This is a genomic window from Glutamicibacter sp. JC586 (assembly GCF_009805585.1).
Taxonomy (GTDB): domain Bacteria; phylum Actinomycetota; class Actinomycetes; order Actinomycetales; family Micrococcaceae; genus Glutamicibacter.
On record NZ_VHIN01000021.1, the window covers coordinates 21488 to 45677 of the forward strand.

A 24190-nucleotide genomic window follows, 5' to 3' on the forward strand; every position below is an offset into this window, starting at 1 on the left:
AAACCCACCATTTTGCTTGTTCTGATCCTCCGCGACTCGACGATTCCCCGTAGAAATTGCGATGGGCGATGACTTTTCTTGGCTCTGTGTATCTCAGCGCGCATTCTTTAAAAGCACAAATGGGGAAGTCTTCGGAACCTGTTTACCAGCTCATTAGTTTGGTTCCGAAGCTCTCCACCACCCCCACCAAGGAAAAGAGCCATGACGCGCAACGCCTCAGAGATCTACGAAGACCTCAAAGCGCTGGCCGACGAGCTGGAAGCCCTCGCTAAGACCGGGCGCATCACCATGAGCACCGACTCATGGAACAAGGACTACCCGGACACCAAACAGGCCGTCTCCTACGCCCTAGATGCGTTGCAGACGGCGATTAACGCTACATGCTGGATGGAAACCCTGCCCTCACCTGAACCCACTGCCAAGTAACCCAGGCCACGCGGTTAAGCCTCCTTCCCACCTGTGCACAGCAAAAGCCCAATCGCTGCGCTGCTTTTCCTGCACCCACGTGGACAGCAGGAACCAAACGACCACCCGCACACAAGCCACAAGCTGCGGTACCTGAGTTCGCCTACGACAGGGGATCGTGGCTCATGCACGGCCTCTAATAATGAGCATGGAAACGACAAGAAAAATGGGAGGTACGCAGAAGATGCGGCAAAGTAAAGCAGGCAGAGTCAGCGAAAAGCACGCGCGCCGTACTAACCAAGAACTCCAAGCGCTCAGCGAACCACCGATGAACGATCCCTTCGAACACCTCATTGCCAAAACCGAATTCGACTCCGGAGCTTACGACCAAATAAGCAAAGCCTTCACCTTGATTCTGGCTGGGGTAGCAATTTTGTTCGCGGGCGGAAGCCTCGCTGGCGTGGCTCCCAGCATTTGGGTTTTGGTGCTGTGGTCAGGGCTGGTTGTTGTGCTAGGGCTACTGGGCTTCGTGGGACTCGGCGCAAGTATTAGTGCAAAGCGCGCGGCCATAGCCGTCTATAAACATCGCTACCCTTAGGCTGCTTTCACTGTCAGTAGCTCACGCCAGTGCGTGGTGTAGCGCGGGCTCATCATCTCCCGCCGCATCTCCCACGCCGGCCCCTGCTGTAGGCCGGCAGCGCCTAAACCGATCGACTTCACACCGTGCTCGGAGCGAATCTGCTGGATCAAAGGACCGATCTGTTTGGCCTCATGCGCTGAAATGAACGGGTCAAAAGTTTCCTGCATGGCCCAGGGTTGCAGGTCCATGACCACCACGCCAGCGCGCGCGTACTTCACTCCCACCAGGATCTGGGGGAGTAGCTGTTTCGCTGCGCGGGTGAGCACTACCGGATCAGCCGTGGGTCCTGGCAGTTTCACCGTGATCGCCGGCTGGTGATCCTGATGCTGGTTGTAGTAGCTGGTCATCGCCCACGCCGAGAGGATCTTGGCTTGCTTCTGGTGCTTGTGCAGTCGTGCTGAGGCTTGCTGCGCATAGATCCCCATGACCTGCTCCATCACCACTCGGTCGGTGATCGGATCAGAAAAGCTGCGGGAGAAGATCAACTGATCCTTAATCACCCGTTCTTCTTCCATCGGGATGCAGGGAATCCCGCGCAGTTCTAAAACGGTGCGCATCTGCACGATAGAGAACTTATCCCTGATTCTTATCTCGTTCGCATCGCGCAGGTCTTTAGCCGTCCAGATCCCCAGCGCTCGCAGCCGCTTGGTCAGCCGAGCGCCGATGCCCCACACCTCCACTACCGGTAGACGCGCCAGCAGGTTCTCGGTGGTCTGTGCGGGGGCGCGATCCCACACGCACACCCCGCCCAGTTCTTTGATGTGCTTGGCGGTCTTGTTCGCCATTTTCGCCAGTGTCTTGGACTTGGCGATCCCCACGCACACCGGCAACCCGGTCAGCCGGAACACCTCCGCTTTGATCCGCTCACCGAGGGCTTGCAGCTCATCCAAGGTGCCGGACACACCCAGGAACGCCTCGTCAATGGAATAGACCTCCACCCAAGCCGAGAAGCGGCCCAAAAGCTTCATGACGCGGGCCGACATTTCCCCATACAATTCGTAATTAGAGGACTTCGCAACCAGCCCGAGGCGCTCAGCGCCGGCAACGAGTTTGAACCAGGGCGCACCCATCTCAATGCCTAAGGTTTTGGCTTCGCTGCTGCGCGCGACCGCGCAGCCATCATTATTGGACAGCACGATCACTGGGCGGGCTTCGAGCTTCGGGTCAAAGACCCGTTCGCAGGAGACATAGAAGCTGTTCACGTCCACGTGCGCGATGTATTCGCCCCGCTGTGCCGGGTCGGGGGAGTCTAGAGGTGATGGAGGCATGTGGTGGCTACACCCCAAATCCTAAAGTCTGACAATTCCGCCACGCGCAGGTCGGGATAATCCGGGTTCTCTGCTTTCAGCACCACCCCGGCAGGGCCAGTGGAGAGACGCTTGACGGTCATTTCCCCGTCGATCACTGCAATCACCACGTGCCCATCGCGTGGCTGCACACTGCGGTCAACGATCAGTTCATCCCCATCGCTGATCCCCGCGCCCTGCATCGACTCACCAGACACCCGCACAATGAACGTGGAGACTTGATCGCGGATCAGCATCTCTGATAGATCAATCTTCGTATCTGAGTAGTCCTGGGCTGGGGAAGGGTAGCCCGCCGGGACACGGTCCAGAGCCATTGCGAGCACCCGTTGCGGCGGGTCCGCCAGCTCACATACCTGTATACGATCAATTTTCATCACAGCACACTTTCTTAGAATCTATATTCTATATTGTGTAGGCTATGGGGCTCACCCGACAGAAAGATATGCATTTTTCATTTGGGGCCTAGGGTTGGATCTATGAAGAACAAGACGAACAATGTCACGGAAGAGTGGGTGGCTAAGATTCGCGCCATCGGCATCGATACCAATGCTATGGGGCGAGGTCATTTCAACATAAAGGCGCTGAAGACCCTTAGCGTTCAGGCTAAGCTTCACGGCGAAATGGAAATCTGGATCGCTGAACCGGTGATCTGGGAATGGGCGCAGCACTTACATGAAGCGCGGGGTAAGTTCAACGATCAAGCGACCATCTTAAACAAAGCCGGGTATGAAATTTCTCATCAACCGGCGGAGCTCGCTAGCGCGCTTGATTATGTGGAAAGCGAAGTGAAGTCACTTGGCCCGCACGTGTCTATCCTGCCAATCAATGAGGTCGCCTCAGACGCCTTGAAAGATCAAATATTACTTCGAGCTCCGGGTCGACAACGCGAAACTAAAGCTAAAGAGGGTCGAGTCAAAACCGGCGCAGCAGATAGCGCCATTTACCGTGCGTATTATCAGCGCGCTGGTGAGCAAGCTGATGAGTATGTAATCCTCAGTAGAGATAAAGATCTTAAAAGTGCTCTGGACGAGTGGAAATACTCAGTCAAATCGTTTCCTGAGCCACGACCTCTCCAAGAGCAGTTGTTTAAGATGGGACCGGCGTCGGACGCGCTGATCAAAAGCTGTGTCTTACACCTTATGAACCATCTTGAAGATTTGAAGATGGAATCGTTTGAAGCCAAACTCTACGGGATCCCTGGTGATCCAATAAGCTCACTGACTGCTCTCGGCCAACGTTACCTAGCTGGCTTCTATAATGTGCGAGTTGATCCGGTAGCGGGACTCGTGTTTGCCGATACTTGCCTTGTGACAAATGTGCTCGCACCATCCTTTAGATGGATTTCTGCAGACGAGGTGGAGATTCTCGAAAGGCAGCAGGATCTTCGTCAACATGCTTCGGTGTACGGAGAGGTCAGATTCGAAATCTCTGACTTGGGGATCAAATCGGTTGAGCTTGTTGAAGTGAAAGAAGTCGAAATTGCTCAACTTTCAGATGCGATCGATGCTGATGAAATGCTCCTGATCCTGTTGGAGAATCTGGAGATCGTGCCGGGTCTTGAGCATCTGGGGATGGAATCGAGTCCTTATGTTGAGCAGCATCGGTCACTTGTTCTAGGCGGAGAAACCGCGGACGTTGAGTATCGAGGAAGTTTTAATGATGTACAGCAGTTAATGGTCGCGTTCGAAGATGCTCAAGTCGCAGTATGGGGAAGGGATGAGACGGCAAATTACCCTGTCGAGGAGTATGAAGGAGTAAATGTCGCGGAGCTTTTCACGGATTCCGATGTGGTTCCTGCTAACCCGAAGATGGCTCTTAACGTATTCCTTATGAGCAGGCTCTATAAGTGAAGGCAGGACTAGTCCTGAGCATTTACCACTAACGATCGTTTTTGGGATGAAAAATCGCGCCATCCGAGCTGAGTGCTTGAATGGCGCGATCGCGCCGTTATTAGATTCCCGAAACCTGGTGCCGATATTGCTATGTCCCACTATGTTGCGTTAGCGATTTTGGGACTCGGTGGGCATGGTTGCTCGTAAGGTGCTGAATCATAGAAGTCTCCTCGTTAGCAGTACTGCTTCAACACTTCTTTGCTTTTCTCGTGCTCGGCGGCGGTCATCCATAGGCCGTATTTATGTTTGACCGTGACTTGGGAACTCACATATTGGCACCAATAGTCCCTTTGGGGTGGTAACCATGACGCTGCATCGCTGTCGCTCTTTGCGGCATTGGTCGGCCCATCGACTGCAATAAGGTTGATTGGGTCGTTGGCGAGCTCTATTCTTCGCTGCGCGGGGAGCTGTTGCGCTCCTTTTTGCCAGGCGTCGGATAACGCCACAATATGGTCAATCTGTACGTCGTTGCTGGTGCCTTGCCCTCGCTGGAAATCGATTGTCTTACCGGTGTATGGATCTTGCAAGATGCCAGTGAGGACTACACAATCTCGTGTCCCCTGCTTGTAGGAGCTCACCATAAGGTCGCGGCCCAGGATGTCATTTCGCGTGTCGCATCCGTTATGGTCTGGATCGCCCCAGCCGTTTCCGAACAAATCGCGGTCGTATCCCGTTTGTGGAGCTCGGCCTTTGACCACGATTTCATCGAGAAGATCCAATGCTGTTTCCGCATTCGATGTTGGCGCCGTGCTCTTGATTGGTCCAAGCGTTGATGGTGCTTCGTTCTTTGTCGCGGGTGCGGTGGATGCTTCGGTGGAGATCGTGATTTCTGGAGCTTCAGCTCGAATCACTATTTCGGGGAACTGAGCGGATGCCTCGGTAGGGGCCACCTCGATGCTTGCCGCAGGCGCGGTACAGCCCGCTAAAAGCATCGAGGTGAGAACTAGCCTTACTAGTGTTGGTTTTACTCGCAACCTACGCCGTCGCCATCACGGTCCAGCTTGCGGGAATAGCCTGGGTCTCCAGCATAGATTGGTGCAGCACCTGCAGCCCGGACTGCGGTGCAGTTCGCGTAGTAGGCGTTGCTCGGAGCCTTTGCCGGGGCTTTATATACTTCTTCCTTAGATTCGATTTCTGCCAACCGGGCAGCTTCTTCAGCAGCTTCCTGAGCTTCTGCTTTTTCCGCGGCTTTCTTCGCCGCAGCTTTCTCTTCAGCTTTCTTCTTCGCGGCTGCTTCTTGTTGCGCCTTTTTCTTTTCAGCTGCAGCCTTCTCAGAAGCCTTTTTCTCGGCGGCCGCTTTTCGCTCGGCTTCGGCTTTTTGTTCGGCCTCCTTGGCAGCTGCTATTGCCGCGTCGTGATCCTCGGAACTAGTCCATACCAGGGTCTTTGCCGCGTTTTGATCGCAGAACAATTTATCTGGTCCCTGCTCCATGACGAGCTCATCGCCCTCGCATGATTGCCCGAGGAAATCAGCAAGCATGGTTTCGGAAGGGGTCGGAGTGGGTGATTCTGCGGTCACAGCGATGGCCGGGGCCTCTGGCTGAGCCACGGCAGGGGCTGGGTCTGTTGTCCCTAAGCGAAGACCCAAACTCGTTAACGCCATCAGGAGCAGGACAAAAGTGCTGCCCAGCACCGCTGCGACGCGTTTTCTGTTAGTAACGCCGGGAATGGGGAGTTTGCCAATGAACAGACCGATCAAGGCCGCGATGAAACCGACGACCATAAAAAAGATCAGGGCGCCCGGAACAAAGATCAGCAGAACGAGAACTAAAACTGCAGTTAGGATGCCGAAGATGAGTGGCCTGTTTCCCCCCTTTTTTTTGGGATTGCGGTCAGGTGGCATGGGGCTGGGAAATTGTGTCATGAATCCTTCAAAAAAGGGTGCGAGTGAGTGATTCTCCTAGTTTGACGATGCGTATGAATAAATGCAATTCATCAGACGCAATGGCCCGATGGCGAAGTAAAGGAGAATACTGTACTGCCCTAGACTCCCTGCTCTTTGATGCGCCGGTAGAGGGTCGCGCGGGACATCCCCATATCCTTAGCGACCTGGGTTGCCGGCTCGCCGGCCTGGATAAGTTTTGCTGCGGTGCGGATTTGCGATTCGGTGAAGGTCGGCCGTCGACCGCCGAGGTCCCCTCCGGTGGTGCGCCGTTTGGTCACGGAATCGTTGATGCGTTCGCGTTTGATCTCTAACTCCATTTGGGCCAAGGCTGCCATAACGGTGAAGACCATGGCGCCCATAGGTGTTTTGGTGTCCACGTCGCCGCCGCCAAGGTTCAGCACCCGTAACCCGATATTCCGTTCGCGTAGCTGTTCGGCGAGTTCGAGCATTTTCTGGGTGGAGCGCCCGAGTCGATCCAAAGTGGTGATCACGAGGGTGTCCTCCGGGTACAGTGCATCGAGGGCGTTGTCTAGGCCGGGTCGTTTGGCTAGTGCCCCGGATTGGCCATGGTCGGTGTAGAGGTCGTCGCGGCGGACGCCGGCGGCGAGGAGGTCTTGGATTTGCCGATCGGCATCTTGGGCTTTGGTGGATACGCGCGCGTAGCCGATCAGTTTGGTCATTGGTCCTTCAAAAGTGTCTCGCAACTAATGGTGCAGACATGATTCTACGCCATTAGTTGCGACACATAGTTGCGAGAATGTTAGACGTTTGAGTTTCCGCGAACTTTTCGGTGGGGGAGTGATGCGCGGTGAGACGTCTTGCAACCTATGGGATGTAAGACGATCGATCAAGGCACCCTTGAAATTCACACTGCTTGTGCAATATTGAGTCGATAGGTGCCCCGCGGGCGCCATTTAGTGGCTAGAGCAGGTGACTCGGCTTGTCTGGCTGTGGGTACTTTCTATATCCCTTTTCGAACATTAGCCGTAGCTGGTGCTCTAGTCCGTTCGCCTGTGTATCTTTCTTCCAATGCCCCGGATGATTGCTCATCGTTATGAACTTATTTGTAAGAATTCCCGTGTGGATACTCAGAACTTTTAGTCCGGTCCAGTGTTCCCGTTCGTCGAGGAGGGCTCGTAGTACAAATTCTGAGGATTGCCCGGGAATCAAATGGGGCAATTCTTCAGTAGTAAAGCGCACGTATCGCGTGACTACGCTTCGCCCTGGTATCACGTAGGCGTGAGCGAAATCTTCGAATGATTCGTCGGTAGCGTCAAGTGTTTTTTGAAATGACTGAGCTTCCATGTGGAATACCTTCGAGTCCGCGTCTGTAGCACGTAGTTGTAGATGTCGGATTACGTAAGGCTTAGCACCGGTGTTGTGAATTACTATAGGCAACTGGAGCCGAAGTCCGTCCAGTCTTATGAAGCCACCGAAGGTAGTTACTGCGAAGACCTTCAGCTTTCCAGGCCGTTCATTCAGCCACCAAAATGACACGACCGTAAATATCAAAGCGCAGCCTGCGATTATCCAGGTCAAAGGTGAGGATTGCATATTATAAAATCTACCCAATAACCATCGTGATAAATCAATTCACGATGGTTGAGCGGTGGCCGAGAGTATGGATTCATCATGCGCGGATTATCAGCCGATTGTCTGTTCAATGAGCAGAGTACAGAAAGGTACGATCACTGCGGCTCCTACAAGTAAGATCGCTGCCCAAGACATCCGCCGGTTGAAGCTCTGTTGCTTTTCTTCGAAGACCTTCGTGCGTCTTTGCTCACGCGCCAAATCCTCGCTGAGCTTTCTCATAACCGCGAGCGTATTGAACTGATCGCTACAGAGCGTTCCAAGTGCGGCTAGCAGTTCCGTCTGCGCGACTAGCTGAGCTTCCGCTCGCGCTGTTGATTGATCCTTGCGGTTTTGTCTAATGAATTCTCAGCTAGCATCCATTTGTCGCTGATTTTCGGACTCTGCCCGTTCTGCTGCTATTTGCGCTGCATTGATTGCTGAAGCGCTTCCTAAATTTCCAAATCCGTTGTTCAACATGGCTCCGCTTTCAATTCAGTGTTCATTGCTCTAAGGTTACGTGTCGCGCAACGAATAGGGTGCAAGATACCAGGAGCGGAAAGTGCAGCAGACGAACCCTGGATCGGACTTGAAATTTGGGTCTCGAACAAGGCTCTGTGGACCCCGTTTATAGCAATTTTTAGGCCTGCGACACTAAGTGGCTCTCACATGGAAATCAGCCCTTGAATGGCTGCTGGGATTTTCTAACGTTGCTGCTCGCCTGGATATATCCTCCCTGCTTAAGCATTCCTTGCATGGTTCGAACGATGCTGTCATTCGGAATGGGTGAGCAACGGAGTCCCTTCAAAGGGAGGGGCTGATCACCTTCGGCTGAGGAAGTCATAACGTGCAGTACTGGCACTATGGACCTGCGCCCGTGTTCGTAATGTACGGAATCGAATGTTGTGAAGTTCGTTGTGATCCACCGAACTTCCCGTTCGTCTTTGAATGCCTCGTGCTTCATCACTGATGCAAGAATAATTGCTTGCTTCCGAAGTTCTTGCTCAAGATCAGATCGGTCTCGTACAGCGGTTTTGCCGATGTCTGCTATGGCGCTTTTGATGAACTCTTGTGCTAATTTCTGCTTTTCGCGCTTCTTGTAGCTGACCCGGTACCAACCGCTGATCAGAGGAACGTCAGCGCGGATATGTTCGCCGTCCTTCGCCTCATCAACAGCATTCCCCTCGGCGGACAATTCGACGGTGGTATCAATGCCAATAGCGAACCCATCACCATCAGCGTAGTTCCTCCACAAAGTCAGGCTATCGTGTTCTGCGGACGCAGAAATATAATAGACATCGTTGATGATGCTGTCGAAATAGCCCTTGTTCAACACCTCAGAAAGCACCGTTTCCACCGTGCTCCTTTTATCTGGATCGTAGTCTGGATCGTTCTTCGCTTCCTCCATCTTGTTGCGGAAGGCTTCCGTAATGACGTCAAAGCCGTGCGTCATTTCTGAAGAGTCATTGAGGTTCTCGGGGCTGGAAGCCCATAGTTTTCCGTTTCTGATGATGGAGAGCAAGGCATGTCCGTTCGTGTAGTGCCACACCGGTCGGTTCCAGCGGTAGCGGAGTGCGGCGTCAGTCGTAAGGAATTCCTGAGTATTAGTGGCGAAGCCTGCGATTTGCGCAGCACGAGCATAACCTTGCAGGGTTTCCCTCATCCGATCGAAAGTATGCATTAGCGAAGGCGTCGATTTAAGAAATTCCTGGTTTGGTGCAGTGAAGTTTCGGATTGCCCTCAATGTTTCGGCGCTAAACGCCACACCGGCTGGTAGATTTTTTGAAAAGTTTGAAGCGAACGATGACTGAATCGTGTTCCAGGATTTTTGGGGAGCAAAATTTTTTTTGAAGTTCTGCACAATGCTCGATGTTTGGGATTCGAACATATCGTTGGCAACGTATGTCTGGAGCCAGGGTTTCAGGATAACTCTTTGAAATTGAGCTAGTGTTTCTGCGTCGAAGGACTCTTGGATTTTTTCCACGGCTTCCCGTTCTTCATCCGTGTAGTCACCATCCCGTCCTTCTTCAATTGCCTTCTCGACTTGTTCATATTTTTCAATTGACATGCCTTCGGCTTCAGCGGCGGTTTGGGTTTTCTTCCGGACCTCGGCTTTGATGTCATCTATGTGGACTATGTGCTTGGGCTTGTGTTTGGAATCATGCTTAGGATCATCCTTGTCGCGGGACGTCTTGTGGGAATCGGCTTGATCATCGTTGCTCATGGAATCATCTTAGATTCTTGCCAAAGCACACACGGGCCTTTTCCTTTACCGGGAGTTACAGGGCATCTAAACTCCCTGATCCTTACGGGTTGGATAATGAGTAGCCGCAGCCATGTGTTCTTGTTCCCGCTGGTTCTCGAGGCGAGTCGTTCGAATTCCTTTGTTTCCGAGAATTGTAGCCAGCCCGAGGCGCGCCGTCATGGGCGCCCTTCGGAGATTGGGTGCCTTCCCGATCAATCCAGGCTTCAGCAGTGCGGACGGCTTCTGAAAATAACACCCGAGAAGGTGTCTAATGGGTCTGAATGTATCAATACTCGTGCGAGCAGAGGTGTATCGGCATATAGTTTTTGGCATTGAGTTTTGCGACGAAACGAGCCTCCAAAGCAGTTGATTTTTCAACTGTCGAAGATTTTGCGCCCAGCATGCGGATGAGCGTGTCATAAACGACTGTTTTTGCAACCGAGCACTCAAATATTTCCAGATTAAAAAAATCCACAACGCCATATTCTTTTGGCCACTAAGAAAAAAATTAAAAATAGGTCTTGAAATTATCCAAAAGCGTCATAGTATTAGTTTTGTCGATTGATAAAAATCTTTCCTCATGGTTGCTGGTTAGCATAAGGCCCTAGTCAAATTGGTAATTACTGATACTTTTCAGGTAACTAGCCGCCGCCTTTCCGTAAGTTTTTTATCCACGACATGGATAGAGTGTCGCATCTACGCATTGGAGTTCACCTGATGAAAAAACGTCAGATTGTGGCGGGGCTGGCTGCTTCTAGTCTTCTCGTCATCGGCTCGGCATTTCCTGCATTAGCATCGACGGAGAGCAGCTCACTTGAAGAACTGGTTAAGCTGAATCCGGGAGCCACAGCGTCCGAATTGAAAGCATCTCTGAGCGAGGTCGCTTCCGATGAAGGTATAACTCTGAACCAGGCCATTGATAAGGCTCTGAGCGAAAGCCAGGAATCCGTCGCAGAAGCCACGTCCCCTTCGCCAATTGACGGAGTGGGAACACCAGCAAGCGGTAGCGGAGGCGGAACGCTGGTGTTAGGCTCTGCTAGCCGTAAAGGCGACGTTTTCGTTACCCCTGCATCGACGTTGGGTTACCCGCATGGACACACGGGAATCTACTACAACACAACAACCATCGTTGAGGCCCCAGGAACTGACAAAGTCAGTCGATCCATCTCAGCAAGCTCCGTGAAGGTAGCTAAAGGCGCCGTGAAGCAGTACATCAAGACGACTACCACCAAGCGATCCGCTGCGGCTGACCACTCCTACAAGTATCTTCGCGGCAGGGAATACAGCAGCAGCTTTGCTTCGAACAAGTACATCAATACTCCGAAAATGAATTGTTCCCAGCTGGTTTGGGCAGCCTACAAGGCTGCTTCAGGCATCGACCTAGATGGCAATGGTGGTCTGGGGGTCTATCCTTTCAACATCAAGGATTCTTCCCTGACCATCACCTACAAGACCCTCTAAAGTCTTCAACCAAGCTTGGACTGGGCCAGCTCCCTACCGGGGCTGGCCCAGTCGCCATCAGATTGGACACTTCTCATGAACCGCAGAAGAGCGGCTACAGCTATCCTAGTTACGCTTTCCGCGCTTGGCATGGGGCTCTCAGGCTGTTCCTCCAGCGTTTGGGGAGCCCCAGAAGCTGAAAAACTAGGCGAAGGGAAATATGCCCTTTGCTTCAGTAAACAAAGCTCGGCAATGGACGGGAAGCACCAGGACGGCAAGTTGGTCATTGCGAACCAAGACGGCTCCTTCTCAGAAATTAAGACATGGGGCATGGATACCTGCTCCATGGCATGGAACGAAGCAGGGCTGTTTTTCAGTGATACAAGAAACGACTACCGGTTAGATAATGCTGGCCTGACAACAATCAGCAGTGAGAAAACCGACAGCCAATACGGAATGTTGGCCACCTCTTCCGATACAGCAGTCGGCATCTATAACTTGGGCTTCAGCGAAACGGGCTACACTACCCAGGTCGTCACCACATCTGGAACCACCAGCACCAAAAAAGAAATCGAAGGCGGGTACTTCATTGTTTCCCAATGCGATGGGGCCGTTTACGGGATGGGAATTGGCACAGGACCATACTCCACCACAGGTAACCCCGAAACGGAACCCATGGTCTTGAATCAACTCACGGGAACTGCGGACGGGAAAGAAAAGAATGTGGGTAGCTCTAACGAGGCCCGTGAAGGCATCACCCTTGAAGACGCTCCTTGTATAGGCGGGAAGATCTACTATATCTCCGATGCCAAGCGCGGTGGGCTGGATGCTTCCGCGCAACCAGTACTGTCCAGCTGGGATGTAGACACCGGAAAGTACGAAAGCCACCCACTAGTCACAGAGGATAAGAACCTGACACTGTTTCGCCAAGATGGAACGGGATTCCCTTATGTCGCCAGCGGCTCGGTAAACAACGGCGCATTGGAATGGCTTGGCGCCGGGAACTCAATCATGTCTACAGACCTGAAAAATGGAAACACCAAACAACGGTTCACCGTTGAGGGGTACAGGAATGACAGTGCCACGTCCAAGGCCGTCTTCACTAAGAATGAAGTGATTGTCTTGGCAGATAACAATGACGGGACGAATTTTCGAATTGTCCGCTACGACAGGATCACGGGCAAGGAGCTAGGCAGAACCGTCCTTGACGTCCGTCCGGACAAGCTCAGTGACGGCATGTTCTTCCGCGGTTTTGCAGCTAAACCATAGCGAGGCCGCAGAGAAACTGAGGCCAACTTATAGCCACTGCGGCATTATTGTTACTGATGAGAAAGAGCAATCGGCTACAGACAGCGGACGTCGGTAGTACCGCTGCCAGTAAGAGCGCAGATTGGTGTGGACCGCGTCATCGCGTACTAAATTCTAAGACTAGAGAGGCCGCAACATATGCGGCCTCTCTTTTATATAAAGATCGATCGAACGACTCTATGCTCGAAGCAAAAGCGACCGTTTATGATCCGACTTTAGCTTTCCGTATTGGCAAAGTATCGCTAGATTTCGGACTGCAAAAGCCTACAGTCAGAGGTCCTACCAAATTGGCTTTGGTTCCATGCATCCGAAAGATCGCACCATTTGTCAGTTTCCGAAGTCGTCAGCACTTCTGTCCATAGTCAACAGCACTGCCGCCCGTAAGAGGAACCCTCACCGGGACGGTGCAAGGTAGATGCGGAGCGCCACTCAATTTCTGAGGAGACTCGGCATCGGACCCTAGTCGAGCTTCCCAAAGGGGCCGGCAGCGTCGAGCGGAATCCGCTCTGACCTCCTGGACATGATCAAGAACGATACCCCTACGAGGAGTACGGAAATGGCAAGGCCAAGTAGGCCCAAATCATTTGATGTCGCAGGACAGCCCGCAGAACTGTCATCAATCTCAGGACAGCTCCTCCACGGCTGCAAGAACATCACGAAACCACCTGCCGCTCCTGCGAGCGTCAGCAGGAGTCCCAACATCATGTAAACAGTATTTCTGGAAGCTTTCACGCTTCATTCAAACACAGCAATGCTTGCCTTGTTCATCGCACCGTATGAGGAACGCTAACCGGCGCATGCTAGGCGTTAGTCAGAAGTGGAATGCCACACGAAACACAGGATTCCTGACATCAGGATATAGCCCGTCATGGCTGTAATCTGGCATTTGATCTCGTATGTGAGGGCTAGGAAGGTTCCGGCGTAGGGCTATGTTGGCAGGGTTTGCGGTGCGTAGCAACCGGCGACAACACCATGGTTCCTGTGTTCTGGGGGTCTGACTAGCTATAGTCGTGCCGAAGCGGCAGAAATCCGAATGCAAGGGGAAGGATAGGTATGTCGGTTAGGCATGAGTCGGCTTCGGGGCTGATTTGGAACAACAAAGTGGAAAAAGTCCGCATGTCCGAGGACGCCTATGCAAGGCTTCGGTTCGCCAAGATCCGACGGCTGCCCGAAACTGGTTTGTTCGCGGACGAGGTCGGTGCCATTGCGCCGGATGTTCAAGCTGTTTCAATCGACTTGGATGATGGCGGCAACGTTGACCTGACGGGTATTGAGAACCTGCCGTTACTCTCGTGGCTAATCGTTCATGATTGCGACGGCGTCCTATCTTATGGCGGTGCGGGACGTGGGGTCATGGCATTGACTCGATTGCTCATTCCGTACGCGCGAGGAGTCACCGAGCGGCTCGTTGCGTCTCCCCGCTTGCAAGATATCGAGATCGAAGGAGGAACTCTCGATCTGCTCAAGCACATGCCGGAAACAGTACGCGAGGTGGCGTTGCGACGCGTGAAGAGCGCCTCAGATCCCACATCCTGGGACCGGCTGAGCCAGCTGGACCAGGTCGCGATCTATCAGTCGGGGACCATAGCGGTCGTGGCACCTGCTGGCGGTTGGCCCGAGGTCGTAAGTTTCATCATGATTGGCTCGCTCAAGGGGATCGTGCAAGCGTCAAAGACCCGCCCGTTTCAGTACCTGTATTTTGAAGGGGTTCGCTTATTCGACCCGGGCGCGTCGTTCTGGGAACTGGAAGCTAAAAGAGTCACCGTCGGATACTCGACCAAGCCGCCAAAATGGCTGGTTGAGGCGTGGCCTCACAGGCCGGAGGATTGGGACGAGAGATTCAGCATTGCGTCGCATCGGCTGCTTCCTGGATCCGAGGAACCCTACTTCGACGAACTCTGATCTCTTGCTCAGAGCGACCTCTGAAAGCGAAGACCTTCTATCGCGGTTGCGTTCACACGACGTCTACACATCTCTTCCGTGCGCGATGGGGAATTCTTAACGGGTGGGTACATGTCCGACAGTTCAAAATCGGTCTGGTGCAATCGGCTTAAGTTTCGAGTTCGAAGTAGCCCATCTGAAGATCATGTTCGATCTGAGCGCGAAGGTTCGCGATCACGTGCAGGAGATCGTTGAAGTGGTAGACGACAGCTTGTAACGCTGATTCGATACTCACGTTCTCTATGCGCGCTAGACGCTCGTCGTCCTCGTGCAGAGCAATCCCGTAGATGTAATCCATCGCGATCAAATCGCTGCCGAGCAAGATGCCAGGACCCAATCCATTGTCCATCTCCAGGCGGCCCGAGTGAAATATCGGGCCTGACGAGCCAATGCGCGAATCTGTGACTACTTGAGCGACATGCTGCTTTAAGAAGCGCCTAGCCTTTGCCTGCTCGGGCGTGACGAGACTTTGAAGCGCTGTGACAATCCCTGGCAGATGACAGTCCTCGCCCTGGGTGAAGAACACGCGGCACTCAACGATTGTGGAGTCCACTAGTCGCTTGTCGAGTTGATGCTCTTCGATCCCGCTGATGCGCCAGGTATCGTCGTCGAGCCGGATCCAAGTGAGTTCGATAATCGGGATGCGACCGCTCTCGTCCCTCAGGCTGGTAATTGGCTCACCCAATCCAGGCCTGGAGCGTTTGAGGAACTTTGAGAGTTTGCGGCGGGAGTTTTCTTGAACACTCGGAGGGATTGTGGACATAGTCGCATCCTATCTTTCGCTGCCTGCCGGTTAGCACCAGGTGATTATTTTAGGTACGCCCTTAAGACGGTCCTCATACGAAACACACAAGACGTTGATTTGGAAGCTGGTCGAAACTCCGAGTTCTCAAAGATGTCGCATTCTCGTATACCCCGCCCAAGAAAAAGCCCCATGACCGGGCGGCAAACGAAACAACCGGCTAAGCCATCATGGCAAATAGTCTTGTCCTGAAATCGGTCGTTATTGAAACGCGCAGCGAACCCCGGCGACACGCCGGGGTTTTTTGTTTCAGAAACGTCTTTCAAAACTGATTCATTGCACAACCTGGCTGTGTACCGTTTTTGATATGGCAGTCATTGGATATGCGCGAGTTAGTACGCGCGAGCAGAACCCGGAGTCGCAGGCGGCCGAGCTGCGCGCGGCCGGAGCAGGGCAGATATTTACTGACCGTGGGGAGTCGAGCAGGGAGGCTGCGCGGCCGCAGTGGGTGGCGTGCAAGGCGCAATTGAAGCCGGGGGATACGCTGATCATCCGTGCCCTGGATCGCGTGGCCGGTGAAGAGCGAATGGCCATTGAGATTATCCGCGAGCTGGGGGAGCGTGGCGTGAGGATCAAAAGTCTTACTGAGCCGTTTTTGGACGTGGACATATCTACGCCGATGGGCGAAGCCATTGTGGGCATCATGGCGGTTATGGCGCAGCTGCGCGTTTCTATGATCCGGGAGAACACCCGCCGGGGTTTGGCGCATGCGCGCGCCCAGGGCCGCGTCGGAGGCCGGCCGCGCGTCATGGATGCAGACCGCATCGACACAGCGCGGCAGCTGCGCGAAGAGGGGAAGAGTTATGCGCAGATCGGCAAGATTCTTGGTGTCAGTGCAGCGAGTATTTACCGTTCGTTATCGAGCGAAAATCGTTGATTTAGAAATATAACCAATGTTATATTTGAAGTGAGGAAATGTTCGTTTCGAGGTTTAGGAGGTTGTTATGAGCCAGCTAATGGAACGTCCGCAGCATGATGGAATGCGCGCGCTGTTGTTGAGGGCGCGGCAACGTGTAGAGGTTGATGCACTGGACTATAAGCGCACTTTGAAGGCTGCTGCGGGTGGTATGACTCAGCGCGAGATGGCGGCGCTACTGGGCATGTCTCAGCCAGCGGTGGCGAAGGCGTTGCAGCGTGCCCAGGCGGTACCGGAAGTGGTGGGCGAGTTCAACGCTGCAAGTCCTTATGAGGTGTGCCAGCGGTACGCGGCCGGGTATATCAGCCGTGAGGAGCTGGTGCGTGTGCTGGTCGCGTGGCCGTACAAGCCGACCCCTTGGGCGAACGAGTATGGTGAGTACGAAGAGAGCCTGGACGGTACGTGGGAAGAAGTAGGCGACGCGCTGCGGCATGAGCTGATTGATGCAGCTACTTACGATGAAGTGTTGACGAAAACGGCCGATTAGGCGGCGAGCAACCGAAGGGCGGATCGTTGGCTAACGACGAATCAATAGAACGACATTACGCGGCCCTGCGCCAGGTGCTGGCTGATCCTGATATGAATCCGCGCGGGGCATACTCGACGATCAGGCAAGGGCAGTATTTCATCCAAAGCGGATCGCGGCCTCGTGCCACATCGGAACGGGAACTCTTGCACAAGAAGTGGATGCAAGAAGTGATTGAGGACTCTGCTAAGCGCGGAGAAATCAAGCACGAGGGAAAAGCTATTGTGATGGCTGGGCCGCCCGGAGCTGGCAAAGGCACTGTGCAGCGCGAACGCTTGAATGATGTTCCTGGTTACGTTCAGTGCGACCCGGATATTTTCAAGGAGAAGATCATCCAGCACGAGCTGGATAGCGGAAACCTGGATCGTCTGAAAACGCCATTGGTGAAAGAGCTTGAAGCCCAGGGGCACAAGTTCGCTCCAATGGAGTTTGCTGCGTTGGTGCATGAAGAATCGTCCATGCTCAGCGCCAAGCTACAGAAAGACTTGCGCAAGGACGGCACGAACTATGTCATTGATACGGTGCTCAAATCGCAAGGGTCGGCGCAGGAAGTTGCCGCTACTTTGGACAAGCGCGGCTACACCTACGATGTGGTGAGCGTGCAGGCCTCATTCGAGGAGTCCAAGGCCGGAATTTATGGCCGGTGGCAGGCCGGGCGCGATGCTTTTGAACGCGGAGAGAGTCAGCTTGGCGGCCGTCCGGTGCCATCTGATTTTGCGAATAATTTGGTCACGCCGGAGGGCAAGTCTGCTACCGAGGAAGCGGCAAGGTGGTTGGCTGAGAATGGCAAGGGGGTTGCCAGTTTCAAGCAGTTCCGTCGAGGTTCTGCGATCCCTGAGATTGATCAAGTGAAGCAGGATGGCAAGCTCATGGCGCGTCGTGCAGCGACGGCACGGCAAGGTTTTCCCAAGGGCCACGGGGTGCCGAAAACTATCGGGAAGTCTAATCGATCCGGCCGGGATCGAGGTACTGGAATCGGAGAATAAAGTCCGAACGATTCAGGGAGCTTTATCCTGGCGGGTTGCCATTACTAGAGGCCGTGCACGGGCCGCGATCACTCGTCGTAAGTGAACTCAGGTACCGCAGCTTGTGGCTTGTGTGCGGGCGGTCGATTGGTTCCTGCTGTCCATCATGTGTGCGAAAAAAGCAGCGGAGCGGGAGGGCTTTTTTCGTGCCCATGTGGGCAGGAGGCTACCTAACGTAACCAGGTTTAAAAAGTGGGCCGGTACTCACCTTTGGGTGAGTGCCGGCCCATTGCCATGTGCTCGTTTAACTCTCTGCTGGTGCAGCCGTTTGGTCGGCCTTCTTGCGAGGCCGGCGACGGGATGGCGAGCCGATTTTGTTCAGCTCGGTTTGCGTCCATCCCTTCTTCAATGCAGCGGCGAAAGCTTGCTTTTCGGTGGCCTTGGCTTGCTCTAGCTGCTGCTCGGCTTCCACACGCGCGGCGACGGCTTGGGCGATGTCGTTGGCGGCTTGCATGCGCAGGTCGTTTTGCGCTTGGAGCTGTTCGAGGATGCGGCTTGCTGCGTCACTCATGGCTTGAACCTTCCGATAGGACTACGCCACCTCGGCTAGGCCGATCTGGCGAACTGGTGATGCTTCCAGCGTAGCGCGGGCATCTTCTGATGCCAACGCATGTTGCACCCGCTAAAGACGAAGTGCCCCGCCGACCAGGCGGAGCAAGCTATAGACTTAGCATAGCTAAGTCGGCTTGCCGCTTTACTGCGTGCAGCGGGCATGGGACACTTGAATCAGTTGATTCTTGTGGTGTTGCACTGGGCTGGAAGGAATGATTGTGGCTGAGCGGAAACGTCAGGCGAACATCGGCGGTGGCCGTAGGGTCGTTCGCCAGTTGAAGCTTTCCGTCGCCCAGGACACCGCTTTACGCGTTCACGCCGACGAACTTGGAGTGAGCGTTCAGCGGCTTCTTGTTGAATCAACCTTGTCCGCTTTTCAGGGTGAAACGGTCACCGAACGGCGGGACTTGTTGACAGCCTTGTTCCAGTTGCAGCGCGGCCTTGCCGCTGCGGGAAACAACATTAACCAAATTGCCCGTGTCGCAAATGCAACCGGTGAAATCAAGGACGAGCTGCATGGCTCCTTGGAGCATCTGCGTGCGACGGTGGCGCGCATTGATGAGGTCTTGGAGTCGTTGAAGATCGTGGGAGAGCCGTCATGATTCCGAATGTCACTCGTGGTGGCCGCATGGCCGGTTTGATGAATTACCTGGTCGGGCCTGGCCGCTCTAATGAGCATGAAAATCAGCGGCTCATTGCCGGAGATGATCGCGTGACTTTCGCTTACGCTCCTGGCGCTGAATTGTCGAAGTACGATGCTTTTGAAATTGCCGAGCTGCTGGATGCGCCGCGCAAAGTGCACGGGACGGAAGTGACCAAGCCGGTGTATGCGAAAGACGAAGAATCCGGCGAGTTCTTCAAGGATGAAAACGGCAAGAAGATCCGCACCGGGTCGAAGGATGCGCACGTGTGGCATTGCTCCCTGGCTGTTGAATCCGGGTACGGTTCAGTGCCCGATGAACAATGGGAAAAGATCGCGGCATCCTTCGTGGAAAAGATGGGTTTCATTGACCCGGACGGTGCGAAATCATCGCGCTGGGTAGCGATTCATCACGGCGCATCGAAGAACGGCAACGACCACCTTCACTTGGTGGTGTCGATGGTCCGTGAGGACGGGAGCAAGGCGAACACACATAATGATTTTCACCGCGCCCAGGTCGCGTGCCGCGAACTAGAAGTTGAGTACGGGTCGCCACGTTTGGAGTCCCAGGAACACGGCAAGGGGCTGGCAGGGGAGAAGCCGGCAGAACGTGCGAGGGCCGAGCGCGGAAGTAACGCGCTGTCGGATAAGTTCGAGTTGCGTCGTCGTTTGCGGGCCGCATTATCCACCGCGAACAGTGCGGAAGAGTATGTTCGTCATGCCCAAGATTTGGGCGTGCGAATCGCTCCGAGCTTCAAGCCTGGATCGAACAGTGAAGTGCGCGGCTATCGTGTGTCTCTAGGTGAACGTGGCAGCGATGACAAGGTGATTTGGTATGCACCATCCAAGCTCGATTCCACACTGGCTTGGAATGATATTCACGCCCGGTACGGGAATAGGGATCGGGCTGCGGGGGACGCGTATTTGGTGTCTTTGCATTCCTCGAACCAGTCGCGCGAGCATCGCAAGGCGGTGGCTCGTCCGGTGTCTGCGGAGCAACTGGATCGGATGATGAGTCACAAGACGGGACCGGATACGTTGGCGAATGTTTATGCCCGCTTGTCGTTGCAGTTCGAGCGCAACAAGCCAGGGACTTTCAACCAGCTTTCCGAGTCCTACGCACGTGCTGCGCAGGGCGGTGGCAACGTACGGTATGCGGCTCGTTTGAATGAACGGTTCAGGTCTGGTCGCGGTTATGGTTGGGTTGCTTTGGCGAAGCAAGCTGGGCGTTTAGGCCGCGTGATGATGCAGAACCATATGGCCACGGATCGGCCCCGTTTTGTCGCTGGGGTTGATCGGCTGATCAATGATGCTGAAAGCATCGTGAATGCTGAAATGAAACGTATCCAGGCGCAGGACGCACAGAAAGTGGGTGCGCCGAAGCAGCCACATGTGCCCTACCGGGATTGGGACGCCGGGGCACAGCCTGGACCAGGGAATGACCAAGGTTACGAACGATAGGCCCAAACCTAACGAGAGGAAACGCCATGGAAAACCAAGAAGAATCAGAAATGATGCAAGACTTCGGCAGCATAGTCCGAGCTGTGATGGGTTCGGGAATGCAAATGGCCGAGAACGCCCAGCGCCGAGCACAAATGCGGCTGTCCGAGGCCAATGCGGAAGCAGAGCGTGAACGCAACGTGGCTCAGATGGTTCACCGAGATTTATCCTCAGCGCAGTTCTGGAAGAGCGCTGGCAGCGAGGCGATTGCCGACAGGATGATCGTGGCCAGCGAACTTGCTGGACGGCACGAAGCAGCTTCCCAGGCGTTCATGGTTGGTGCTGACCGTATCCGCAACCAGTTCGGCATCAACGTGGAAGACATTAACCGGGATCACCCCACGGCGGCCACTGACCGGCACCAAGCCTTGCGTGATGCGCTGGATGACTACCTGGCCGGCCAGCGGGAGAACGCCGAAGGCAACCCGGTAGCAGCCGAGCAGGCGCAGGAGAACGAAGAAGCTCACCAGGCAGTGGCTGAGCGCGCAACAGGTGAAGAACAGGCTGATGAGGCTCACGCTGACGCGGCCGAGCAGCGCACCGAGCAAGAGCCGGTGCTTGGCGGCAAAGAACAGGGTGAGCCAACTGAAAATTCTGCGGCTCCCGCAGCTCCTGGTCATGCCGATGGGGCAAAACCTGGTTCTGTTGATGCAGCGCAGAACCAGAACAGCCCCGCTGCTCAACGGCTGCTGACGGTATGGAAAGAGAAGGGCGGCAAAGACGCTGATTTCCCATTGGCACCAACCACCGCTAACCCCCAGACAGCCATGAAGAACCGCAAACGAGTCATGGCCGGGGCCGCGTCCGCACGGACTCAGGGACAGGAGCTGTCGCGATGATCGGAATTCCCCCGAACGATGACGAGCTGGATCTGGATGGCGGACAGGATAGCGAGCCAGCACCCGGGCCATCAGCGGCCGGCCAGGAGGCAGCGGAACGTTCCTTCGTCTATGAGGACGCGGAACAGTGGCTGCATGGGTATGCGCTGCCGCGTTACCTGCGCAAGCAGGGGCCGTCAGGACGCGCGTGGGCACCGAATTGGTACGAGTACCCGGAAGTGTATTCGGTGGTTACCGCGTTGTGGGAGACGTGGGAGCAGATGCGGTGGGATGGCCCGCAGCAGATCCTGGTGTTCTATCGGGACTACTTCTACCCGCTGATGGACAGGCTCACCGCGCAGGATGGCCCGTTCCACGCGTACGACAAGGTGATGCACCCGGAGCTTCCCGAGATGTTCTCAGTGCATCAAGCACCGGACGGATACTTCCGTTCCATTGGTAGCTCGCGCTGATATTTCTCTCGACAGTTCTTGACCACGGCGGATGAGTTCATGAGTTTGAGCACCAATAGCCTGCGCCGTGAGCGCCTTGTGACTAGGTCATGTCTTAGCTGGACTCGAAAAGGTATTGCTGCGGACTCGTATGGAGAAAAGTGATGCACAAGCCTTGCGTGCTGAGGATTCAGTGAGTGCTAAAGCGTCGAGATGAGGGGGTTTCGCCTAAAATGATAGGTATGCATCAGAGTTCCGGTAGCACTTCTGCAAATATTTCTGAAGTGCTATACCAAGAGATTATTAGCGGCAAGTATAAGCCCGGCATGATGCTCCCTTCCCAGCGGGATCTTGCAAGTCAGTTTGAGGCTTCAATGGCCAGTGAGCGTACAGCCTTAAGCTCTTTAGCTGGGGTTGGTTTGTTTCAGACAAAGCCAGGCAAAGGGTCGTTGGTACTGAGTGTGAGTACCGGTAAGTCACATTTTGATGGTTGGCTCGGTGCTGCTTAATCTCCTCAAGAGATGCTGGTATCTATTGGATACGCGATTGATACTAGAGTGCTAGTACATCGAATGCGTTGCCGAGGGAATTTTCGGCGAAGCCAAAAACGGATTATCCAGGCCGTTGATCGAATGGCTGAGTCCGCACATAGTCTTGAAGCTTTTGAACAAGCCGATGTTGAGTTTCATTTGGCCTTGGCGACGGCAGCTAATAACAGTGTTAACTTAAGGATTTTCCAGGCAGTACGTACGCCGGTACACAAGACTCTTCGTGTAACAAATCGCGGGTATTTGAAGGGTCATGGAGACCTGTCCGAACCCATTCTGAACCATAAAAAGTTGGTTGACTTCGCTTTATCCGGCGATGCGAAAGTAGCGATAGAGGTACTAGAGAACATGATTAAACGTTCCCGGGCTAGAGTCCTCAACAACATGTAAACGAGACGTGCAACTGTGACGTCTCACCAGTGAGACGACAAACAAGGGTGATCTTGAAACGAATTTCTATCGTTTCAAGCCCACTCTTGTTTGTCCTGCTAGATGCTTGGTACGTATCTGTCATCGACCCGAATTACCGAACCTGTGACATATGAGGATTGGTTGCTGGACAGGAAAGCAACCACACTTGCATATTCCTCAGGAGTCCCATAGCGAGCCATAGGGATTTGTTCGTGGCTTTCGGCTGTGACGTTTTGAACGCTCTTGGATTCGCGCTCCGCCTTCTTCACACCCCAACTGAGCGAAAGCTTCCGCTGGGCACTTATCGGCAAACGCTGTTCCCCGCGGGACATTTGGAACATAAGATTAAATTATGACGCTGACGCAACTCGAAGCATTTCTATGCGCTTCTGAACTGGGGACTTTCACGGCCGCAGCCGCCCACCTGGATATGAGCCAACCAGCGATTTCAGACCTCATCCGCAGGCTTGAACAGGAACTCAAAGCCCCACTGTTCCATCGAGGTTCTCGTTCTCTGGTGTTGACCGCTGCCGGCGAGCAGCTTCTGCCACATGCGCGACAATCGGTAGCCTCCGCTGCGCAAGGGCGAGAAGCGGTCCTGTCGCAGATGAGTTTGGCCGGTGGAACAGCGACCTTCGGCCTCTTGCGAAACGCCGACTACTATCTCAAAACTGATCTGGCGATGAAGTTCCGGCGTCAGTACCCAAAGGTCAACATTCGTCTGGTCGGCCAAAACAGTTCCGAAACTGCGTCAGACGTAGCATCCGGAGTTCTGGAAGCCGGTCTGCTCACCCTCCCAATTGATGATGAGGGACTCGAAATCCTGCCAATTGCCAGGGACGAGCTTCTGTGCGCCAGCGCCTCGAAACAACGAGTAAGCTCGGCTCGTGCATTCGAGGATTTTTTGGCCACTGATCTGGTTTTGTACGATGCTCACTACCCGTCGACCGATCCCGTGCGACGCCAGCTAAATGAACAAGCCCAGTTGATTGGTAAGTCGGTCATGCCAGAAATCGAAGTTGAGTACCTCTCAACAGCGATTTCATTGGTTGCTGCGGGCTTCGGCGACACGATCTTATGCCAAGCCTCTGTTTCATCCCTAGATCAAGGTCTTGGAATTCACACGATTCCCTTTGAGACCCCAATTTTTGATGTGCTCGCGCTAGTCAAACGCACTGGAACTATACTCTCTCCCGCTACCCGTGAGTTGGCACGCCTGGCAGTTGACTCCTTAATGGAGCATCAAAAGGGCAAGGATGGAACGGCAGAAATTCTGGCTACAGAAAACCAAATCGAGCGCTTCCTAGATGTCACCCTTTAACCTGTACAGTTAAATGCCACAGCATCCGGCCGAAATAATCGGCCGGA

Annotated in this window: 26 protein-coding genes; 16 read left to right on the forward strand and 10 right to left on the reverse strand. The window is 54.2% G+C overall.

Annotated features, from left to right (window positions below; all coding sequences use genetic code 11):
* Window positions 1-201 precede the first annotated feature (201 nt).
* Window positions 202-426: a hypothetical protein gene (locus FJV47_RS13575; protein WP_159613917.1), complete on the forward strand. Its 225-nt coding sequence runs from the start codon at window positions 202-204 to the stop codon at window positions 424-426.
* Between the two features lie 223 nt (window positions 427-649).
* Window positions 650-1003 carry a hypothetical protein gene (locus FJV47_RS13580; protein WP_159613919.1) on the forward strand — a complete coding sequence of 118 codons (354 nt, stop codon included), beginning with the start codon at window positions 650-652 and terminating at the stop codon, window positions 1001-1003.
* Here FJV47_RS13580 and FJV47_RS13585 read toward each other — a convergent pair.
* Together FJV47_RS13585 and FJV47_RS13590 are read right to left on the reverse strand one after the other, a co-directional pair.
* Window positions 1000-2313 carry a Y-family DNA polymerase gene (locus FJV47_RS13585; RefSeq protein ID WP_159613921.1) on the reverse strand — a complete coding sequence of 438 codons (1314 nt, stop codon included), beginning with the start codon at window positions 2311-2313 and terminating at the stop codon, window positions 1000-1002. The genes FJV47_RS13580 and FJV47_RS13585 overlap by 4 nt on opposite strands.
* Window positions 2295-2666, reverse strand: a complete 372-nt coding sequence (locus FJV47_RS13590) for a LexA family transcriptional regulator (RefSeq protein WP_226910905.1) — start codon at window positions 2664-2666, stop codon at window positions 2295-2297. Before FJV47_RS13590 ends, FJV47_RS13585 begins: the two co-directional genes overlap by 19 nt.
* 162 nt (window positions 2667-2828) lie before the next feature.
* On the opposite strand from FJV47_RS13590, the gene FJV47_RS13595 reads away from it, so the two are divergent.
* Window positions 2829-4202: a hypothetical protein gene (locus tag FJV47_RS13595; RefSeq protein WP_159613925.1), complete on the forward strand. Its 1374-nt coding sequence runs from the start codon at window positions 2829-2831 to the stop codon at window positions 4200-4202.
* Between the two features lie 215 nt (window positions 4203-4417).
* Here FJV47_RS13595 and FJV47_RS13600 read toward each other — a convergent pair whose 3' ends face one another.
* The 5 genes from FJV47_RS13600 to FJV47_RS13620 all read right to left on the reverse strand — a co-directional run bounded on the left by FJV47_RS13600 (window position 4418) and on the right by FJV47_RS13620 (window position 10418).
* A complete protein-coding gene (locus FJV47_RS13600) occupies window positions 4418-5176 on the reverse strand; it encodes an HNH endonuclease family protein (RefSeq protein WP_159613927.1) in 759 nt (252 codons plus the stop codon).
* A 32-nt stretch (window positions 5177-5208) separates the two neighbouring features.
* Window positions 5209-6108 carry an excalibur calcium-binding domain-containing protein gene (locus FJV47_RS16630; protein ID WP_159613929.1) on the reverse strand — a complete coding sequence of 300 codons (900 nt, stop codon included), beginning with the start codon at window positions 6106-6108 and terminating at the stop codon, window positions 5209-5211.
* A 119-nt stretch (window positions 6109-6227) separates the two neighbouring features.
* On the reverse strand, window positions 6228-6809 hold the full coding sequence (locus tag FJV47_RS13610) for a recombinase family protein (protein ID WP_159613931.1): 582 nt from the start codon (window positions 6807-6809) through the stop codon (window positions 6228-6230).
* 1565 nt (window positions 6810-8374) lie between these two features.
* Window positions 8375-9922, reverse strand: a complete 1548-nt coding sequence (locus FJV47_RS13615) for a DUF2971 domain-containing protein (RefSeq protein ID WP_159613933.1) — start codon at window positions 9920-9922, stop codon at window positions 8375-8377.
* Window positions 9923-10229: 307 nt separating this feature from the next.
* The gene (locus FJV47_RS13620) at window positions 10230-10418 is read right to left on the reverse strand and encodes a hypothetical protein (RefSeq protein ID WP_159613935.1); all 189 of its coding nucleotides are present in this window, start codon (window positions 10416-10418) and stop codon (window positions 10230-10232) included.
* 242 nt (window positions 10419-10660) lie between these two features.
* On the opposite strand from FJV47_RS13620, the gene FJV47_RS13625 reads away from it, so the two are divergent.
* The 3 genes from FJV47_RS13625 (at window position 10661) to FJV47_RS13635 (ending at window position 14593) form a co-directional block, all read left to right on the forward strand.
* Window positions 10661-11404 carry a hypothetical protein gene (locus tag FJV47_RS13625; RefSeq protein ID WP_159613937.1) on the forward strand — a complete coding sequence of 248 codons (744 nt, stop codon included), beginning with the start codon at window positions 10661-10663 and terminating at the stop codon, window positions 11402-11404.
* A gap of 75 nt (window positions 11405-11479) precedes the next feature.
* On the forward strand, window positions 11480-12652 hold the full coding sequence (locus tag FJV47_RS13630) for a hypothetical protein (RefSeq protein ID WP_159613939.1): 1173 nt from the start codon (window positions 11480-11482) through the stop codon (window positions 12650-12652).
* A gap of 1092 nt (window positions 12653-13744) precedes the next feature.
* Window positions 13745-14593, forward strand: a complete 849-nt coding sequence (locus tag FJV47_RS13635; protein ID WP_159613941.1) for a hypothetical protein — start codon at window positions 13745-13747, stop codon at window positions 14591-14593.
* Between the two features lie 148 nt (window positions 14594-14741).
* On the opposite strand, the gene FJV47_RS13640 is transcribed toward FJV47_RS13635, so the two are convergent.
* Window positions 14742-15395 (reverse strand): hypothetical protein, encoded by a 654-nt coding sequence (locus tag FJV47_RS13640; RefSeq protein ID WP_159613943.1) that lies wholly within the window; start codon window positions 15393-15395, stop codon window positions 14742-14744.
* Window positions 15396-15741: 346 nt separating this feature from the next.
* On the opposite strand from FJV47_RS13640, the gene FJV47_RS13645 reads away from it, so the two are divergent.
* The 3 genes from FJV47_RS13645 to FJV47_RS13655 all read left to right on the forward strand — a co-directional run bounded on the left by FJV47_RS13645 (window position 15742) and on the right by FJV47_RS13655 (window position 17862).
* Window positions 15742-16311, forward strand: a complete 570-nt coding sequence (locus FJV47_RS13645) for a recombinase family protein (RefSeq protein WP_159613945.1) — start codon at window positions 15742-15744, stop codon at window positions 16309-16311.
* A gap of 67 nt (window positions 16312-16378) precedes the next feature.
* A complete protein-coding gene (locus tag FJV47_RS13650) occupies window positions 16379-16837 on the forward strand; it encodes a hypothetical protein (protein ID WP_159613947.1) in 459 nt (152 codons plus the stop codon).
* 26 nt (window positions 16838-16863) lie between these two features.
* Window positions 16864-17862 (forward strand): zeta toxin family protein, encoded by a 999-nt coding sequence (locus FJV47_RS13655; RefSeq protein ID WP_159613949.1) that lies wholly within the window; start codon window positions 16864-16866, stop codon window positions 17860-17862.
* Window positions 17863-18145: 283 nt separating this feature from the next.
* On the opposite strand, the gene FJV47_RS13660 is transcribed toward FJV47_RS13655, so the two are convergent.
* A complete protein-coding gene (locus tag FJV47_RS13660; RefSeq protein WP_159613951.1) occupies window positions 18146-18412 on the reverse strand; it encodes a hypothetical protein in 267 nt (88 codons plus the stop codon).
* A 259-nt stretch (window positions 18413-18671) separates the two neighbouring features.
* Here FJV47_RS13660 and mobC point away from each other — a divergent pair, with 259 nt between their 5' ends.
* The 6 genes from mobC (at window position 18672) to FJV47_RS13690 (ending at window position 22801) form a co-directional block, all read left to right on the forward strand.
* On the forward strand, window positions 18672-19055 hold the full coding sequence (gene mobC / locus FJV47_RS13665) for a plasmid mobilization relaxosome protein MobC (RefSeq protein ID WP_159613953.1): 384 nt from the start codon (window positions 18672-18674) through the stop codon (window positions 19053-19055).
* A complete protein-coding gene (locus FJV47_RS13670; protein ID WP_159613955.1) occupies window positions 19052-20554 on the forward strand; it encodes a relaxase/mobilization nuclease domain-containing protein in 1503 nt (500 codons plus the stop codon). The genes mobC and FJV47_RS13670 overlap by 4 nt, the downstream gene beginning before the upstream one ends.
* Window positions 20555-20580: 26 nt before the next feature.
* Window positions 20581-21432: a hypothetical protein gene (locus FJV47_RS13675; protein WP_159613957.1), complete on the forward strand. Its 852-nt coding sequence runs from the start codon at window positions 20581-20583 to the stop codon at window positions 21430-21432.
* A complete protein-coding gene (locus tag FJV47_RS13680; protein WP_159613959.1) occupies window positions 21429-21884 on the forward strand; it encodes a DUF4913 domain-containing protein in 456 nt (151 codons plus the stop codon). The genes FJV47_RS13675 and FJV47_RS13680 overlap by 4 nt, the downstream gene beginning before the upstream one ends.
* A gap of 221 nt (window positions 21885-22105) precedes the next feature.
* The gene (locus tag FJV47_RS13685; RefSeq protein ID WP_159613961.1) at window positions 22106-22372 is read left to right on the forward strand and encodes a winged helix-turn-helix domain-containing protein; all 267 of its coding nucleotides are present in this window, start codon (window positions 22106-22108) and stop codon (window positions 22370-22372) included.
* Window positions 22373-22435: 63 nt separating this feature from the next.
* On the forward strand, window positions 22436-22801 hold the full coding sequence (locus FJV47_RS13690; protein ID WP_255475179.1) for an FCD domain-containing protein: 366 nt from the start codon (window positions 22436-22438) through the stop codon (window positions 22799-22801).
* 98 nt (window positions 22802-22899) lie between these two features.
* Here FJV47_RS13690 and FJV47_RS13695 read toward each other — a convergent pair whose 3' ends face one another.
* Window positions 22900-23163 (reverse strand): SDR family oxidoreductase, encoded by a 264-nt coding sequence (locus FJV47_RS13695; protein WP_159613965.1) that lies wholly within the window; start codon window positions 23161-23163, stop codon window positions 22900-22902.
* An 11-nt stretch (window positions 23164-23174) separates the two neighbouring features.
* Here FJV47_RS13695 and FJV47_RS13700 point away from each other — a divergent pair, with 11 nt between their 5' ends.
* On the forward strand, window positions 23175-24143 hold the full coding sequence (locus FJV47_RS13700; protein WP_159613966.1) for a LysR family transcriptional regulator: 969 nt from the start codon (window positions 23175-23177) through the stop codon (window positions 24141-24143).
* Window positions 24144-24190: the final 47 nt, after the last annotated feature.